Origin of the sequence: Hymenobacter sp. ISL-91, from assembly GCF_018613725.1 — a bacterium.
GTDB lineage: Bacteria > Bacteroidota > Bacteroidia > Cytophagales > Hymenobacteraceae > Hymenobacter.
Genome location: NZ_JAGGPS010000010.1, coordinates 63,346 through 79,905, shown reverse-complemented (window position 1 = coordinate 79,905; position 16,560 = coordinate 63,346). Strand labels below are relative to the sequence as shown.

Below are 16,560 nucleotides of genomic sequence, written 5' to 3'. Positions count from 1 at the left end.
GGTTTGGTGGATTTAAATCAGGATGGCAAAATAAGTGCAATTATTATGAGCAAATAGCACTTATCGTCCTGCTAAAAGTAAGCAACTACTATAACATTCATTGCAGTTAGTGTAAAATAAGCCCCGTCGTTAGTTAGCTTAAAATTAAAATTCTATTAAAAATTCTATTTGTGCACCGATAAAGTTCAATCAGTCACTATTCATCCGGGTACGCGCTGTTAGTCCCCGCGCCAGAGTCCGGTCGTTACTTAGGCGGGGTACTTTGTTCTGGCCCCCTAGCTTGCCTACACTTTTCATGTAGCGCTGAAAAGATCCGGGCGATAATGCCGTTAGCAGTAAAGGGGCCAGAATGCTTCCCGTCCGCAAGTCGTTGTAATAGGTGTTGCGCTGTTGCAGGCCGGTGTCGAGCGCGGCCGCAAAGGCTACTTGGTTGTGGGGTGGATGGGCAAATTCAATCAACCACTCGTGGCGCGAAGGTGTGGCTGGGTCGTCGCTGACCAAAGGGGCTACTGTGAATTCGATGACCTCGGCCTCGGGGTGCGCGGCCAATGCCGCGCGCAGACTCTGCTCCACTTCCTCGCCGATGACATGTTCGCCAAAGGCCGACAGGAAGTGCTTGATGCGCCCCGTAACAACCACCCGAAACGGATAGCGGCTCACGAAGCGTACGGTGTCGCCGAGGCTGTAGCCCCACAGGCCGGCATTGCTGGTGAGCACCACGGCGTACTGCTGGTCGAGCTCGATGTCGGCCAGTGTGAGGCGGGGCGGGTTGGGCTCGAAAAACCGCTCGGCCGGAATGAACTCGTAGAAGATACCGGCGTCGAGCAACAGTAGCAGGCCGGGGTTGCCCGGCTCATCCTGGAACGCCAGGAAGCCTTCGGAGGCCGGAAACAGCTCTACACTATCGACGGACCGGCCGATGGTATCGAAGAGCTTGCGGCGGTAAGGCTCGAAGTTGACACCGCCGTACACGAACAGGTCGAAGTCGGGAAACACCTCCCCCACCGGCCGACCGGTACGGGCCACCACGCGGTCGAAGTACATCTGCACCCAGGGCGGAATACCCGAAATGAGCGTCATGGGGGCGGGCAGCGTTTCGTCCACAATACGCTCCAGCTTCTGCTCCCAGTCCTCCATGCAGTTGGTGTTGTAGCTAGGCAGCTGGTTGCGGCGCAGGTAAGCCGGCACATGGTGGTTGACGATGCCCGACAGCCGGCCAACGTGGATTCCGTTGAGCATTTCCAGCTCCGGCGAGCCCGACAGAAACATCAGTTTGCCATCGAGAAAACGGCTTTTTCCGGTGCGCTGCACATAATGCAGCAGCGCGTCGCGGGCCCCGTTGAGGTGGTTGGGAATACTTTCGGCGGTGAGCGGGATGTACTTGGCGCCGCTGGTGGTGCCGCTGGTTTTGGCCAGATACAGCGGCCGGCCGGGCCAGAGCACGTTGGCTTCGCCGGTCTTCATGCGTTCGAACCACGGCAGCAGCCCCTCGTAGTCGCGCACGGGCACGCGGGCGGCCAGGTCGGAGGGGGTACGGGCGCCAGCCAGGTCGTGCGCCTGGCCGAAGGCGGTGCGGGCACCCTGGGCCAGTAGGCCGCGTAGCACCCGCTGCTGCGTACCAATAGGGTCGTGCTGCCAGCGGGCGTATTGGCGAACGATGTAGGCGGCCAGCGGCCGGCTCAGAGTGGCTTTCAGACCCATCGGAGAGAGTTAAACGAGGAAACTACGGTGTACTGTGCGGCGCTCAGCCAAAGGTACCTCCCACACCTATATATAATAGGAGTAGCCGGAGCCGCTTATCCTTTCGCCCCCGGCCCGCGTATGGGGAGCTACTGGTTTCATACTTCAGCTTTCAACCCCACAACGATGACCAACCAACGAGGAACTGCCGTCTGGAACGGCGATATTAAAGGTAGCGGCGAGATTTCGACCCAGAGTGGTACCGTGCAAGCCCCCTATTCTACCGGCGCCCGCTTCGAAGGCGAGAAGGGCACGAACCCCGAAGAACTGATTGGGGCTGCCCACGCTGGCTGCTTCACTATGTTTCTGACCAGCATCCTGACCAAGGACGGCAAGCAGGTGAAGCGGATTACAACCGAGTCGAAGGTAACGCTCGATACGTCGGGCGAGATACCGAAAGTGGTTAAGATTGCACTCAGCACCGAAGGTGAGGTGGAAGGCCTTTCGCCGGAGGAGTTTCAGCAGTATGCCGAGAAGGCCAAGGAAAACTGCCCGATGTCGCAACTGCTGAAAGCCGTGCCCGAAATGGAGCTAGCCTCAGCAAAGCTGAAGTAAACAGTCTCCGGCGCCAGACAACTAAAAACAACTCCTTACTTTTACTGCTTCCTTCGGCTCTCTTCCGCCCCCTATGAACCCCAACTCTACCCGTGTCCGTCTTCGGCCAGCCAATACGCAACGTATTCCCTTCTGGGGCCAGCTTTTTCTGGGCCTGATGTGGGTGGCTTATACGGTTTCGCTGATTATAACTGACGCGGGCGCCAGCGACATGTATTTCCTGCATTATGTGTTTCTGGTATTCAGCCTCGTATATCTGGGCTACGTGCTGGTACACAATGCCCCAATTTTCGGTACGCAGAGTTACCTGGAGTTCACGCCGGGCTACATTGTGCATAAGGAAGGACTATTCAGAGCTAAGCAGGCTTTCGCGGCCGAAACCATCCAGGCACTCGATATGGGTGGGCAGCAATTGCGCCTGCGCTTAACCGACGGCAACTCGCACGCCCTAAGCCTGCGCCAGGTACGAGGCCTGAAGCGTCGCCGCCTTATGCGCGACCAAGTGCAGGCCTTCGCCACGAAGCACAACATTCCGCTGAAAGGTTAGCTGTTAGCTGTTAGCTGTTAGCTGTTAGCTGAAAAACGAATAAGGCCCCGCACTCGGTTGAGTACGGGGCTTTATTTTTTGCGTGCTTGCAGGCGTTTCTTTGGACGGGAGCTAACAGCTCAAAAATCATCTGCCGGCGAATTTCTTGCGCAGCTCCACAATAGTAGAGCGGAACGACTTGTCGGAGTCAATCAGGTCGGAGACGGTTTGTACCGAGTGGATAACGGTGCTGTGGTCGCGGCCGCCGAAGTGATGGCCGATGCTCTTGAGCGAGTGGCTGGTGTGCTCCTTGGCAAAGTACATGGCCACCTGCCGCGCCGTTACCACTTCCTTTTTGCGGGTTTTGGCCTTCAGCAGCTCCAGCGGCACACTGAAGTATTCGGCGCAGGTTTTCTGAATGAAATCGAGGTTGACTTCGGCTTCCACTTCCTCAATGATATGGCGCAGGGCCTGCTTGGCCATTTCGAGGTCGATTTCGCGGCGGTTGAGGCTGCTTTGGGCCACCAGCGAAATCAGGACGCCTTCCAGCTCGCGCACGTTGGTGTTCACCGAATGGGCCAGGTACTCCACTACCTGGGGCGGAATGTCGATGCCGTCCTGCTGCATCTTGTTCTGGATGATGGCCATGCGCGTCTCGAAATCGGGACTCTGCAAATCGGCCGTCAGGCCCCACTTGAAGCGCGAGAGCAGCCGGTCTTCGAGGCCCACCAAATCGCGCGGGGGGCGGTCGGAAGTCATCACGATCTGCTTGCCGGCCTGGTGCAGGTGGTTGAAGATGTGGAAGAACATTTCCTGCGTTTTATCCTTACCCGACAGAAACTGCACGTCGTCGAGAATCAGGATATCGACCAGCAGGTAGAAGTTGGCGAAGTCCTGCACCTGGTTGGAGCGCAGGCTTTCGATGAACTGGTTGGTGAACTTCTCAGCCGACACGTACAGCACGAATTTGTCGGTATTGGTGGCCTTGATGTGGTTGCCAATGGCCTGCACCAAATGGGTTTTGCCCAGGCCCACGCCGCCGTAAATCATCAGCGGATTGAAGCTGGTGGTGCCGGGCTTGTTGGCCACGGCCAGTCCGGCCGAGCGTGAGAGACGGTTACAGTCGCCCTCAATGTAGTTTTCGAAGGTGTAAGTGGCGTTGAGCTGCGACTTGAGGTAGTCGCGGTCGATGCTTTTGCTGGCCTCGAAGGGGTTGCGCAGGATGTTGGGAGCCGGCGCGGGCCGCACGGCGGCGGCGGCCTCGTTGCGGGCCGACGATGCTTGGGCACCATACGCCAGCGAGGCGGCAGCGGCGGTGTTCGAAGCAGTTGGCCCGGCCGCCCGGCGGGCAGTGGGCAAATTCAGGGTACGCGGCTTTTGCTGGGCATTGCCTTGGTCGACCACGATGCTGTACTCCAGCCGTCCTTCAACGCCCAGCTCCTGGTGGATGGCCCGCTTGAGCTCCTCAACGTAGTGCTCTTCCAGAAACTCGTAGAAATACGTGCTCGGCACCTGAATCAGGAGCACATTATTGTGCAGTTGCACCGGCACAATGGGCTGAAACCATGTGCGGTAGCTCTGCTCACCAATCGTAGATTTGATGGTGCGAAGACAATTAGCCCAGACCGTATGGCAATCCTTCGACATCAACTAAACAGGGCAAAAGCAACGTGGGTGCGGGTGAGTACAGGACATATTATGCGGGTGCCGCTACGCCGCATTTTTTTGGAGGGAGACAAAAATGTGGAAAACTCAGGAGACAAAAAACCCCGTACCGGCTTGTATTTCATCCCATTTTAACACGTCTCGACTCCCGCTCTCAAACTAGGCGACCGAAACCGGGAGCACAACGGTAGAAGCGACTGTAGGACGGCGCGATTTGCGGGCAAACGTGTAGTCGATGCGGCCCAGGTTGATGCCGGCCCAGCCGACCTGGTTGACGAGCGTGGTGTGGCCGTTGGGGCCGGCTACGGGCTCGGGCTGCGCCAGAAACGTGTGCGTGTGGCCGCCCAGTATCAGGTCGATGCCGGCTACCTGGGTGGCCAGCTTGATGTCGTCGATTTTGGCGCTGGCGTACTTGTAACCCAGGTGCGAGAGACAGATAACCATATCACAACGCTCGGCCCCGCGCAGACGCGCCACCATATCGCGGGCTACAGCCACAGGGTCGAGGTACTTGGTGGCCCCGAAGTTCCGGTCTTCCACGAGGCCGGCCAGGTCGATACCCACGCCAAACACGCCAATGCGTACCCCCTGCTTTTCGAACACCTTATAGGGCTGAAAGCGGCCGGCCAGCAGCGTATCGGTGAAGTCGTAGTTGGCGCTCAGGAACGGGAACGTGGCGTTGGGCAGCTGCTTGTGTAGGCCTTCGAGGCCATTGTCGAAGTCGTGGTTGCCGAGGGTGCCGGCGTCGTAAGCCATCTGGCTCATGAGCTTAAACTCCAGCTCGCCCTGGAAGAAATTGAAGTAGGGCGTTCCCTGCCAGATGTCGCCCGAGTCGAGCAGCAGCACGTTGGGCTCCTGCTGGCGCACCTGCGCCACGAGGGCCGCGCGCCGGGCCATGCCGCCCATACCGGCCCACTGCGCCGCATTGTCCGGAAACGGCTCGATGCGCGAGTGCATGTCGTTGGTATGCAGAATGGTCAGGCGTACCGTTTTATCGTCGGCGGCGGCTACGGCCGGCACGGCCGCCGTCCCCATCACGCCCAGCGAGGCGACGCCCAGGCCGGTGTATTTCAGAAATTCGCGCCGGTTAATCATAGTCACAGATGTTGCGGATGGAGCAAGTAACGCAGAGGCTGGCATCAGCTTACAGCGCACAGCAGGGAATATGGTATTGAAAATCAGCAGGCAGGTTTCCTGGAAACAACGGCGTTCGGCTTCGGAAACAGGCAGTTACCACTGCCGCAGCTACAGCACCTGCGCCTAACGCCTGATGCGGCCCTCAATGGCAGCCTGAACGGGCTTACCCTGAGCCGTTTGCGCCTTGATGTAGCTCATAATGGCGTCGCGCAGCAGTACGCCGGTGGCTTCGGGCTTCAGCGGCTTGAAAAAGGCCATGGCGTCGCCGCCACCTGCCAAGTAGTCGGAAATGGCAATAGCGTAGTTGCGGGTGGCGTCGAAGGGCTGACCGCCGATGAGAATGGCGTCAGGCTTGCCTTCGGGCGTAATAGTGAACGTAGCGCCTGAAACAGCCATTTTGGTGCGGGCGGCGAAATCGAACAGCTGCTGCACCACGGCGCCGGGCGCGTCGAGCACCACCAGCTGGTTTTCAAACGGCATCAGCTCGAACACTGTGCCCACCGTTACGGGGCCGGCCGGAATAGGGGCCCGCAGGCCGCCGTTGGTCATCACACCCAACGGAATAGGTCGGCCCAGCGCTTTTTCGGCCTCCAGGCGCTGCAGGTCGGCCACGAAGTTGGACAGCAGCGACTCGCCCGACTGCTTGGTCAGGGCCACCGGGGCGTTGCCCAGCACGGTCGTCATCTGCGACACCACCTTTTCGCGGTAGGGTGCGATGGTTGCCACGGCCTGGGCATCGAAGGGAACAGCCTGGCTTACCGGCTGGGCCGTAACGGGTGCCAGCCGGGCCTGGGGCTGATACACGGCCCGTTGGCAGGCCGGAGCCAGCGCTACAGCCGTCAGCAGGCTCAGAGCCGTAACAGAGGAACGAAAAGTACGCATGGAGAATCGGGGGCAGCGGGAAAAGCGGCCCTCAAAGGTATAGCAATACGACCGGAATTGTTGGGTCAGGCTAGGCCTGCGCGCCTGCCACCACCAGACCCGGCCAACCAAAGGCACCCGCTGAAACAAGCTGGCGAGCAGATGAGGTGTTGCGGACATTTCCGGCTACCAAACCCGATTTCCGGCCATCAAACAGTATCTTTAAGCCGCATCTCCGGGTGCGCCATTTCCCACCCCACCCCGCTGCCATATGGCCGATTCGCCGCAACCCGCGCCGGTTTCCTTTCCCGAATTTCAGCCCCTGACCACCGCCAAGTGGCAGGAGCGCCTCACTCGCGACCTGAAGGGCCAAGACCCGGCTACGCTGCGCTGGCAGACGCCCGACGGTTTTGCCGTGGAGCCGTTCTACCACCAAGAGGCCCTGGCGGAGCTGGGCGGGGCGCCTACGCCGCTGGTACGGGCCGCCGGTGCATGGCGCAACGTGCCTACCTACGTGGTGCCAGCCGCCAGCCGGGGCCACGAGGCCATTGATAGAGCCGTCGCAGCGCTGAAGCTCGGAGCCGAAGGAGCGCATTTTGTGCTGGCCCAGGCCGATGAGTTCGATGTCGATTACCTGGCCCAGCAGCTGCCACTGGCCGATACCTACGTGGGCTACTCATTGCGGCGCGGCGCGGCCGGGCTGCTCACGCGGCTGGCTGCCGCTGCCGGGGAGCCCTTGCGCGGCTTTCTGGTGCTCGACCCCATCACTCACCACGCGCCCGACCTAATTTCGCAGCAGGATGAGCTACGAGCGGTGCTGATTGCCAGTCGCGCCTGGCCCGAGTTCCGGGCCCTGGGGCTGGATGTGGCCTACTACGGCAACCGCGGGGCCACGGCCACCCAGCAGATTGCCTTCGCCCTGAGCACGGCCGCCCACTACCTCAGCCAGCTGCCCAACGAGGAGCTGACGGTAGCCGATGTGGCGGCCGCGCTTCACCTGCATGTGGCCGTGGCGCCCAACTACTTCTTCGAAATTGCCAAGCTGCGGGCAATGCGCCGGCTGTGGGCCACACTGTTGCACGCCTACGGGCTGCCGGCCGATGCGGCGGAACGCCTTACGATTTTCGCCAGCACTGCTACCTGGAGCCAGACCACCCTCGACCCGCACACCAACCTGCTGCGCCACGCCACCGAGGCCATGAGTGCGGTGCTGGGCGGGGCCGATGCCGTGAGCGTGGGCACGTTCGACAGCCTGTTCCACGAACCCAACGACTTTGCCGAGCGCCTGGCCCGCAACCTGCCGGTGCTGCTGCGCGAGGAGGCCCACCTGGGCCAGGTGCAGGATGCGGCCGCCGGCTCCTACTACCTCGAAACCCTCACCGACACGCTGGCCCGCCAGGCCTGGGCCCTGTTTCAGCAGCTCGAAGCGGCCGGCGGACTGCCCGCCGCCACCGGCCGGGTGCTGGCGCTGCTGCACGAATCGGCCCAAGCCCAGTTTCGGCGCATTGCCGGCGGCCAGCAGGTGGTGGTGGGCACCAACCGCTACCAGAATGCGAAGGAGCAGTTCGATTTCAATCCCAAGCGCCTGTTGCGCAGCTCCACGTTCGATACTACCCGCGCCACCTACCCCACTGAGGTGTTGCGGCTGGCTACGGCCTTGCACTTCGAGCGGCGCGAGCTGAAAAAGAAGCGGGCGGCCCTGGTGCTGCTGGGCACCCACACGAACGAAACTATCCTCGAATCATTCCTGCAGACCCTGCCCGTTACCGAGCGGCCCGAGCTGCGCTACGCCCACCCCGAGGGCACCCTGTCGGTCCTGTTTTCCTCGGCCGAGCAGGCCACGCTCATGTACGCCACGCCCCTGCAGTTCGGCCGGCTGGCCCGCACCATCAACGGCGTTCCGCTTGATGAAGCCGGCTTCATTCCGCCCGCGCTGCTCACCGCCGACTTGGCCACCATGCAGGAAGCCGTGCAGGTATTCGGCCTGAAGGAGTTCACGGTGGAAGGCTACAGCACCGAAGACGTTTTGTCGCGCTTGCAGGGGCGAGATGCGGCGCCCACGGCTACCGCATCTTCCGAAGCTGAATAACCGCTTTTTATAATATCCTTTTGATAAGCGGGCGCGTGCCATGCGCCCCAACGTGCCCTTCCATGCCCGACTTCTCCCAGATACCCTACGACGCCGCCCAACTGCCCACGCCAGCTCCCGCCGCTGCTGCCGAGCCTAATGTTACACCCGAGGGCATCACGCTCAAGCCCTACTACACCGCCGCCGACGTGCAGCACCTCGACCACCTGGGTTTCGGGGCGGGCGTGGCGCCGTATCTGCGCGGGCCCTACAGCTCGATGTATGTGCAGAAACCCTGGACCGTGCGCCAGTACGCAGGTTTTTCTACGGCTGAGGAAAGCAACGCCTTTTACCGCCGCAACCTGGCCGGCGGGCAGAAGGGCCTGAGCGTGGCCTTCGACCTAGCCACCCACCGGGGCTACGACTCCGACCATGCACGGGTACAAGGCGACGTGGGCAAGGCCGGCGTTGCCATCGACTCGGTGGAGGACATGAAGCTGCTGTTCGACCAGATTCCGCTCGACCAGATGTCAGTGAGCATGACCATGAACGGGGCCGTGCTGCCGATTATGGCCTTTTACATTGTGGCGGCCGAAGAGCAGGGCGTGGGGCCGGAGAAGCTGGCGGGTACCATTCAGAACGACATTCTGAAGGAGTTCATGGTGCGCAACACGTATATCTACCCACCGCTGCCGAGCATGCGCATTATTGCCGATATCTTCGCCTACACGGCCGAGCGCATGCCCAAATTCAACTCCATCAGCATCTCGGGCTACCACATGCAGGAGGCCGGCGCCACGGCCGATATCGAGCTGGCCTACACGCTGGCCGACGGCCTGGAGTACGTGCGGGCCGGATTGGCGGCGGGCCTGAAGATTGATGATTTCGCGCCCCGGCTGTCGTTTTTCTGGGCCATTGGCATGAACCACTTCATGGAAATTGCCAAGCTCCGGGCCGGCCGTTTGCTGTGGGCCAAGCTCATCCAGCAGTTCAACCCCCAGAACCCGAAAAGCCTGGCCCTACGCACCCACTGCCAGACCTCGGGCTACTCGCTCACCGAGCAGGACCCGTTCAATAACGTGGCCCGCACGGCCGTGGAGGCGCTGGCGGCTGTACTCGGCGGCACCCAGAGCCTGCACACCAACGCCCTCGACGAGGCCATTGCCCTGCCCACCGACTTCTCGGCCCGCATTGCCCGCAACACCCAGCTGTATCTGCAGCACGAAACCGACGTAACCCGCGTGGTGGACCCCTGGGGCGGCTCTTACTACGTGGAAACCCTCACCCACGAGCTGGCCGACAAAGCCTGGGCCCTGATGAACGAGGTGGAGGAGCTGGGCGGCATGGCCAAGGCCATTGAAACCGGCCTACCCAAAATGCGCATCGAGGAGGCCGCCGCCCGCAAGCAGGCTCGCATCGACTCGAACAAGGAAATTGTGGTGGGCGTGAACCGCTACCGCCCTTCCGAGGAGCAGCAAATTGAGGTGCTCGACATCGACAACGACGCCGTGCGCGAGTCGCAGATTGCCCGCCTACGCGCCACCAAAGCCGCCCGCGACGAAGCCCAGGTGCAGGCGGCGCTGGCGGCCCTCACCGAAGCGGCCCAACGGGGCCTCACCCCCCAGCCCCCTCTCCAGGGGGAGAGGGGGAGCCAGTCGACAGAACAGGCGGAGCAGGCTCCCCCCTCTCCCCCCGTAGAGAGGGGCCGGGGGGGTGAGGCCACCGCCAGCCCGACAACAGCCGACTCCAACCTGCTGGCCCTGGCCGTGGATGCGGCCCGCCTGCGCGCCACGCTGGGCGAGATTTCGGATGCGCTGGAGAAAGTATACGGCCGCCACCAAGCCACTATCCGGGCTATTTCGGGGGTCTATTCGCAGGAGATGAGCTACGACGAGCAATTTGCCAAAGCCCGCGCGGCGGCCGATGCCTTTGCCGAGCGCGAAGGCCGCCGCCCCCGCATGCTGGTGGCCAAAATGGGCCAGGACGGCCACGACCGGGGCTCCAAAATCATTGCCACGAGCTTCGCCGACGTGGGCTTCGACGTGGACATTGCGCCCCTGTTCCAGACGCCCGACGAGGTGGCCCGCCAGGCGGCAGAGAACGACGTGCACGTAGTAGGCGTGAGCAGCCTCGCCGCCGGCCACAAAACCCTGATTCCGCAGCTGCTCGCGGAGCTTAAGCAACTCGACCGCGAGGATATTCTCGTAATTGCCGGCGGCGTCATCCCGGCCCAGGACTACCAGTTTCTCTTCGATGCCGGCGTGGCCGGCGTTTACGGCCCCGGCACCGTCATTGCCGTGGCGGCCCAGGAGATTCTGGAGAAGCTGGGGGAGTGAATTTCTGAGTCATAGTTTCAAAATTTCACAGTAGCTTATGTTTACTCAATCTCGCACATACATATCCGCCATTGGCATTTTAGGCATTGCTTTAGTTAGCTGTGATAAAAAACCAGAAGTCGTACCGTCGGCAGAACCAGCAACTGCTAGTTTTACCCGGTCTCTTAATTTTCCGTTACTCCCATTACGTCGCGACACTACGTATACAGAGCAGGATGTAAAAATAAAGGTTGACAATATTCATACATTCACTAATACTCCGGCATTGATGATAAGTCTACTAGCTTCTCATGATACAGTGCGCATTATAATTCCCAATTCCTCTTACGCAAATTCTTGGGCAAATAGCTACAGCTTTATATCCGGCAGCTGCATAACATGTGTTATACAAGCTAATCATGAATACTCGCCAGATTATTTGATAGATAACCGTCGCGTTCAAGCTAATTTTATTTGGAACTCTGGTGAATTAACTAATATAAAATACAACAATAAGTACAAACTACTCAGCGCAGATTTTCAATACAACAAAGAAGGCTCGATAGACTTGTATAAAACAAGTAGTTTTCAATTACAGGTAAGAGGTTCATTTAATAACGTAAGCATAGAATAAGTATTTTAAGAAATACTTACTATTTCTATTCATGCCCATCCCCGACCACGACCAAATAGACGCGGATATTGACTGGTTCGCCACCGATGCCAACGGCCACGTCCTGCACGTAGCTTCGGGGGGCGGGCGGCTGCCGGAGTCGGTGGCGGCTTCGCAGGAGGCGTTGCTGGCGCTGCACCAGCATTTCCTGCTGCGGCCCGAAACCGGGGCGGCGCAGCTGGCGGAGGGCACCAACGCCGCCGAAGCCTCGGGCGCGGCCCGCTACGCCCGGCGGGGGCTGTTCTCGTTCGCCAAAACCAACCTGCACGCCCCCGCCGATACGCAGTACCAGCTGGTGGCCCGGCCGGCGGTGCCGCTCACGGTGGCCGAACTGCCCCCGGAGCTGGCGCAGCTGCTGCACCGCACGCAACTGCCCGGCTCGGTAGCTGGGCTGGCCCTCCTCGATGCGGCCGCTATTGCCTGAACCAGGCAGTCTGGCAGTGCTGGTAAGCCAACGCCCCGCCTTCCGGCAAACCGGAGGGCGGGGCGTTGGGCGTTTCGGGAGGAGCTGGCTGGAGCTACTCGGGCAGCACCGCCAGGGCGTGGTCGTTGCCTTTTTGGCGGGCCAGGTCGCGGGCCGATTGGCCTTTGTTGTCGCGCAGGGTCGCGTCGGCACCGGCGGCCAGGAGCAGGTCGAGGAACTCGTGGCGGCCGAACAGCACGGCAAACATGAGGGCCGTGCTGCCCTCGCCGTTGCGGGCGTTGAGTTCGGCCCCGTGGTCGAGGAGCAGCTGGGCCATGCCGGTGTGGCCTTTGAACGCGACACCCATCAGCACGGTGTTGCCGCCGCCAACGGGCTGGTTGGGGTTGGCCCCGCCGGCGAGCAGGGCGCGGGTGGCCTCCAGGTGGGCGTCGTAGGCGGCCAGCACGAGGGGCGTGAAGCCGCGGGCATCGGGGGCGTTGGCGTCGGCGCCTTCGGCCAGCAGGCGCGTAATAGCGGCCGCATCGTTTTGGCGGACGGCGGCAATCAGCTGGTCTTCGGGGCGGGCGGATGTGGAATTCATGAGGTAAAGTGAGGGTGTAGTGGAGTGATGAGAAAGGTCAGGTTGCGGAGGTCGATGTAGGGGCGGGGCTTGCCCCCGCCCGTCGTTAAACGATTACCGTTGAAACGGTGCGAACGGCGGGCGGGGACAAGCCCCGCCCCTACATCGACCTCCATGTCCTGGTCTAACAACTCATTCGTTGAGGCTCATCTGCTGTTCTCCTACGGCTAAACCCTGTAAGCGGGGTAGTGTTGCAACGGGAGGTAAGTGTTGCGGTAGAGATGCTTCGGCTGCGCTCAGCATGACTGTTCTTTTGCCCCCTCATCACCCCCTCACCTATTACCGCATCACCCAACTACGCCATGGCCCGCACCAGCACCCGGCGCAGCGGGGGCCATTGAGCAGCCCGGAACGCGCCTTCCACCAGCCAGGGCGCCCGGGCCAGCAGGCGCATAAGGCGGTAGCGGCGGGCCAGTTCGCGGCCCAGGCGGCGCTGCACGGCGGCGGCGTAGGGCGCGAGGGCCCCGGGGCCGAAGGTGTTGGCGGCGCAGCAGCGGGCGGCATGCTCGGCGGCCAGCAGCCCACTGATAACGGCCGTATCGATGCCGTGGCCCTGCAGCGGGTCGATGAGGGAAGCCGCGTCGCCGCAGAGCAGGGCGCGGGCGCCGGTGAGGGGCCGGCCAGAGCCGCCCAACGGCAGCCCAAAGCCCTTAATGGGCGTTAGCTGCCGGGCACTGGCAAAACGCGGCACCAAGTGCGGGTGGGTTTCGAGCAGCTCCTGCAGCACCAGTTTCAGGTCGAGCTTTTGGCGGGCCACATCTGAGGAAAGCATACCGAAGCCCACGTTGAAGCGGCCCGCACCCACCGGAAACACCCAGCAGTAGCCGGCCCGGTAGCGGCTCAGAAATAGAAAGTCGCTGGTGGTGGCGGGCACGTCCTGCACATCCTCAAAATAAGCCCGCACGGCGGCGCAGTGCCGGGCGCGGTCGAGGGGGGCGGGGGCCAGGGCGCGGGCCACGGCCGAGTGCGCCCCGTCGCAGCCGATGAGCAGGCGGGCCGTGAGACGGGTGCCGTCAGCGAGCTGCACCACCGCCCCGTTGGCATCGGCCGTTACGGTTTTTACGGGGCTGTTTTCGCGGATGTCGGTGGCGGTGTGGCGGCGCACGAGCGTCAGTAGGGCATCGTCGAAATGCAGCCGCGGCGAGTTGAAGGCGGGGGCCTTCCAGTGCACGCTCACGCCGGTGCCGGCCGGCGACACGAGGCGGCTGGTGCGCATATCGGTGCGGTGGCCGGCCGTGAGCTCGCGCAGCTCGGCGGCCCAGGCCAGGTTGAGGCGCGTGAGGGCCTTGAGGGCGGGGCTGGGAATGGCGTCGCCGCACACCTTGTCGCGCGGGAATTGGGCCTTGTCGAGCAGCCCCACCCGCAGCCCGCTGCCGGCCAGCCCCAGGGCGCAGGCCGTGCCCGCCGGCCCCGCTCCCACTATCAGTACGTCGTAATCGTAGGGCATTTGGGAATGTTGGAATGAGGGCAGCAAGGGTTATTGGTGATGGAGAGCAGACAAAGAACGGTCATGCTGAGCGAAGACACAGCCGCAGTCGAAGCATCACTACCACTTAATTGTCACGCCAACCCGCCGTCAGGATTACCATTGCGGTAGAGATGCTTCGACTGCGCTCCGCTTCGCTCAGCATGACTGTTCTTTGCCTTATCACCTCTTCACTCCTCCCCTCCTATCCCTCCACCGCCTCGCGCAGAAAATCGGAGAACGGGCGCATGGTGCGGAAGGCGGAGGGCACGTACTCGGCCAGGTTGAGCTGGCGAGCCGTGGCATCGGGCACCAAGTGCGACACCACGAAGCTTTTGTGTTTGAGGTACCCGATATCGGGGTGGTCGGCAGCGTAGCCGGCAGGCGGGCGCTTAAGCTGCTCGCCCTCGAGGCCGGCGTAGAGCTGGCAGAAGGCGGGCGCTTCGAGGATGCGGTGCAGCGCCGGGCCGTTGTAGTCGATTTCTTGGCGGATGCGGGCCAGCTGCTCCTTCTCGGGCTGGTAGATGCCGCCGGCCATCATCGTCTGGCCCCCGGGGCCGAGCTGGAAATAGTAGCCGGGGCCGACGCTCTGCTTGCCACCGACCGCGAAATAGGCACTGAAGTGGGTTTTGTAGGGCTCCTTGCGCTTGGAAAACCGCACGTCGCGGTAAATGCGGAAGATGCATTTTTTGGCTTCCAGCGTCGCCAGCGCCGGCTCCTCGGCGGCCAGCGCATTGAGAATCTGCCCGACCAGCACTTCGAATTCTTTACGCAGCTGGTCGTAAGTGGCTTTGTGCGCCTGAAACCACTCCCGGTCGTTGTGCAGGGCAAGGTCGGTCAGGAAATCAAACAGGGCAGACTGGTTCATGAGGGCAAAGGTAACGGCAGCAATTATCAGGTAACGGCAGCAATTATCAGCGGACAACCGCTTTACTCCGCCCGCTTCATTTCCTGGCGACGCATCGGCATGCCATCAATGGTAGCAAACAGGGCGGCGGGGGCAACCGGCTCCGTGTCGCGCCGCTTTACGCCGCCATCTTTGCCAATAAGCAGCACCCGAAACGAATCCGGCGAGCCGCCCAGCTGGCGCAGGTAGCGTTGGTCGGCGGCCGGCAGGCTGGCCCAGGGCAGCTCCCGCACCAGCAGGTCGCGCTCGGCGAGGCCGGCCCGGGCAGGCTGCAGCAAGGCGCGCTGCTTGAGCAGCTGGGCATCGGTAGCAGTGGGCGCGCAGATGAGCAGCACCCGCTGCCGCCAATGGGCTGCTTTTACGGTACGGGCCAGCGAGGCGGCGGAGGTGGTTTGGGCCTGGGTAGTGGCGGCCGGCAGCAGCGGTGCAGCCATCAGCAGAAGTACGGACAGTCGGATCAGCATACGCCTTTAACGCCAGAGCAGCCGGCGAGGTGCCCTGTTATTTTGGCCCGGCCAGCCCAGGCTTCGCAGCATTGGTTGTTTACCGGGGCGAAGTGGCTCTTTCTCTCACCTGCTCCGCCAGCCAGCGGAACAGTGCCGCATAGGCGGCAGTGCGCACATCGGGAACCGACAGCCAAACGTCGTGCACGGCGTTGGGAACGGCATGTAGTGTTACATGCGGCCCCAGCCGGGGCGCGAGGCGGCGGATATCGGCCACGTTGAGCACGATGTCGGCGCGGCGAAACTCCTCGCGCCACTGCCGGCCGCCGGCACTGCGCCCGGCGTGCAGCACCAGCACGGGCAACGGCAGCGCCAGCCCGCGGCGCAGCTGCCGCTGCCCCCGCAGCACGGCGCCCAGCCAGCCCGCATTCACCGGAAAAACCTGGTTGGGTTTCCAGGCCAGGTTGTAGTCCCACTCGCCCCGATACGCCTGGTGCAGGCTCTGGCCATACGTATCGGGCAGGCCGGCGGGCAGGGGCAGGCTGGGCAGCACCCGGCCCAGCATTGCGGCCAGCGGCGCGGCTACTCTACGCCGTAGCCACGGCTGGTTGAGGGCCAGAAACGGACTATTTAGGACCAGCGCCGCAATGCCCGCCGGGTGCCGGGCCGCGTACAGGGCCGTAATCAGGCCACCGGTAGAGTGGCCACTGAGCACAAGGCGCGTGTGGCCGGCCGCCCTGATTTCGGCCAGCGCCGCATAAAGGTCGGCATCATACTCGCGCAGGTCGCGCACATTGTTGGGGCGTTGGTGGGGCAGCAGGGCCCGGCCGTACTTGCGCAGGTCGAGGGCGAAAAAATGGTAGCCGTGGGCGGCATACTGCGCCGCCATTTCGCGCTGAAAAAAGTAGTCGTTGAAACCATGTACGTAGAGCACGGCCCCGGCAGTGGGCGCGGTAGGTTCGGGCAGGTAATGCACCAACACGGCTTGTACAGGGCCTTCGTAGTCGGGCGGCTGGGCCAGCACCAGTTGGCCGAAATCGGGGCCGAGCGGGTCGGGCTGGTAAGGAGGCTTCATGCGGACAGTGTACGTAGAAACAGCAATAACTGAGGGTGCCCTCCGCAATTCGGGGCAGTCCAGGTTGCGGAGGTCGGTGTAGGGGCG

15 protein-coding genes are annotated in these 16,560 nt (G+C 62.2%); 6 read left to right on the top strand and 9 right to left on the bottom strand.

The features are described 5' to 3' along the window. Window positions 1–189: 189 nt before the first annotated feature. On the bottom strand, window positions 190–1,701 hold the full coding sequence (locus J7E24_RS05870) for a GH3 auxin-responsive promoter family protein (RefSeq protein ID WP_215136099.1): 1,512 nt from the start codon (window positions 1,699–1,701) through the stop codon (window positions 190–192). A gap of 165 nt (window positions 1,702–1,866) precedes the next feature. Between J7E24_RS05870 and J7E24_RS05865 the strand changes: the two genes are divergently transcribed. Together J7E24_RS05865 and J7E24_RS05860 are read left to right on the top strand one after the other, a co-directional pair. Next, window positions 1,867–2,295: an OsmC family peroxiredoxin gene (locus J7E24_RS05865; RefSeq protein WP_215136097.1), complete on the top strand. Its 429-nt coding sequence runs from the start codon at window positions 1,867–1,869 to the stop codon at window positions 2,293–2,295. A 73-nt stretch (window positions 2,296–2,368) separates the two neighbouring features. Continuing rightward, window positions 2,369–2,842, top strand: a complete 474-nt coding sequence (locus J7E24_RS05860; RefSeq protein WP_215136088.1) for a hypothetical protein — start codon at window positions 2,369–2,371, stop codon at window positions 2,840–2,842. Window positions 2,843–2,968: 126 nt separating this feature from the next. Here J7E24_RS05860 and dnaA read toward each other — a convergent pair whose 3' ends face one another. The 3 genes from dnaA to J7E24_RS05845 all read right to left on the bottom strand — a co-directional run bounded on the left by dnaA (window position 2,969) and on the right by J7E24_RS05845 (window position 6,505). Continuing rightward, complete coding sequence (gene dnaA, locus J7E24_RS05855; RefSeq protein WP_215136086.1) at window positions 2,969–4,468, bottom strand: chromosomal replication initiator protein DnaA; 1,500 nt, start codon at window positions 4,466–4,468, stop codon at window positions 2,969–2,971. Window positions 4,469–4,645: 177 nt separating this feature from the next. Beyond that, the gene (locus J7E24_RS05850; protein ID WP_215136266.1) at window positions 4,646–5,581 is read right to left on the bottom strand and encodes a bifunctional metallophosphatase/5'-nucleotidase; all 936 of its coding nucleotides are present in this window, start codon (window positions 5,579–5,581) and stop codon (window positions 4,646–4,648) included. A gap of 165 nt (window positions 5,582–5,746) precedes the next feature. After that, window positions 5,747–6,505: a 5'-nucleotidase C-terminal domain-containing protein gene (locus J7E24_RS05845; protein ID WP_215136084.1), complete on the bottom strand. Its 759-nt coding sequence runs from the start codon at window positions 6,503–6,505 to the stop codon at window positions 5,747–5,749. A gap of 250 nt (window positions 6,506–6,755) precedes the next feature. Here J7E24_RS05845 and J7E24_RS05840 point away from each other — a divergent pair, with 250 nt between their 5' ends. From J7E24_RS05840 to J7E24_RS05825, 4 genes are all read left to right on the top strand, one after another. Beyond that, window positions 6,756–8,573 carry a methylmalonyl-CoA mutase family protein gene (locus tag J7E24_RS05840; protein ID WP_215136082.1) on the top strand — a complete coding sequence of 606 codons (1,818 nt, stop codon included), beginning with the start codon at window positions 6,756–6,758 and terminating at the stop codon, window positions 8,571–8,573. 62 nt (window positions 8,574–8,635) lie between these two features. Continuing rightward, window positions 8,636–10,888 (top strand): methylmalonyl-CoA mutase, encoded by a 2,253-nt coding sequence (gene scpA / locus J7E24_RS05835; RefSeq protein ID WP_215136080.1) that lies wholly within the window; start codon window positions 8,636–8,638, stop codon window positions 10,886–10,888. Window positions 10,889–10,925: 37 nt separating this feature from the next. Next, window positions 10,926–11,501, top strand: coding sequence for a hypothetical protein (locus J7E24_RS05830; RefSeq protein WP_215136078.1), 576 nt, complete (start codon window positions 10,926–10,928; stop codon window positions 11,499–11,501). A gap of 31 nt (window positions 11,502–11,532) precedes the next feature. Continuing rightward, window positions 11,533–11,964 (top strand): hypothetical protein, encoded by a 432-nt coding sequence (locus J7E24_RS05825; RefSeq protein WP_215136076.1) that lies wholly within the window; start codon window positions 11,533–11,535, stop codon window positions 11,962–11,964. Window positions 11,965–12,058: 94 nt separating this feature from the next. On the opposite strand, the gene J7E24_RS05820 is transcribed toward J7E24_RS05825, so the two are convergent. The 5 genes from J7E24_RS05820 to J7E24_RS05800 form a co-directional block, all read right to left on the bottom strand. Further along, the gene (locus tag J7E24_RS05820) at window positions 12,059–12,544 is read right to left on the bottom strand and encodes an ankyrin repeat domain-containing protein (RefSeq protein WP_215136074.1); all 486 of its coding nucleotides are present in this window, start codon (window positions 12,542–12,544) and stop codon (window positions 12,059–12,061) included. A 334-nt stretch (window positions 12,545–12,878) separates the two neighbouring features. Next, a complete protein-coding gene (locus tag J7E24_RS05815; RefSeq protein ID WP_215136072.1) occupies window positions 12,879–14,030 on the bottom strand; it encodes an NAD(P)/FAD-dependent oxidoreductase in 1,152 nt (383 codons plus the stop codon). A gap of 223 nt (window positions 14,031–14,253) precedes the next feature. Then, entirely contained in the window at window positions 14,254–14,916 is a 663-nt protein-coding gene (locus J7E24_RS05810) for a DUF2461 domain-containing protein (RefSeq protein ID WP_215136071.1), read from the bottom strand. Between the two features lie 62 nt (window positions 14,917–14,978). Further along, entirely contained in the window at window positions 14,979–15,389 is a 411-nt protein-coding gene (locus tag J7E24_RS05805) for a DUF4174 domain-containing protein (RefSeq protein WP_215136069.1), read from the bottom strand. A gap of 109 nt (window positions 15,390–15,498) precedes the next feature. Next, the coding region (locus J7E24_RS05800) for an alpha/beta hydrolase (protein WP_215136067.1) at window positions 15,499–16,560 on the bottom strand (1,062 nt) is incomplete at its 5' end.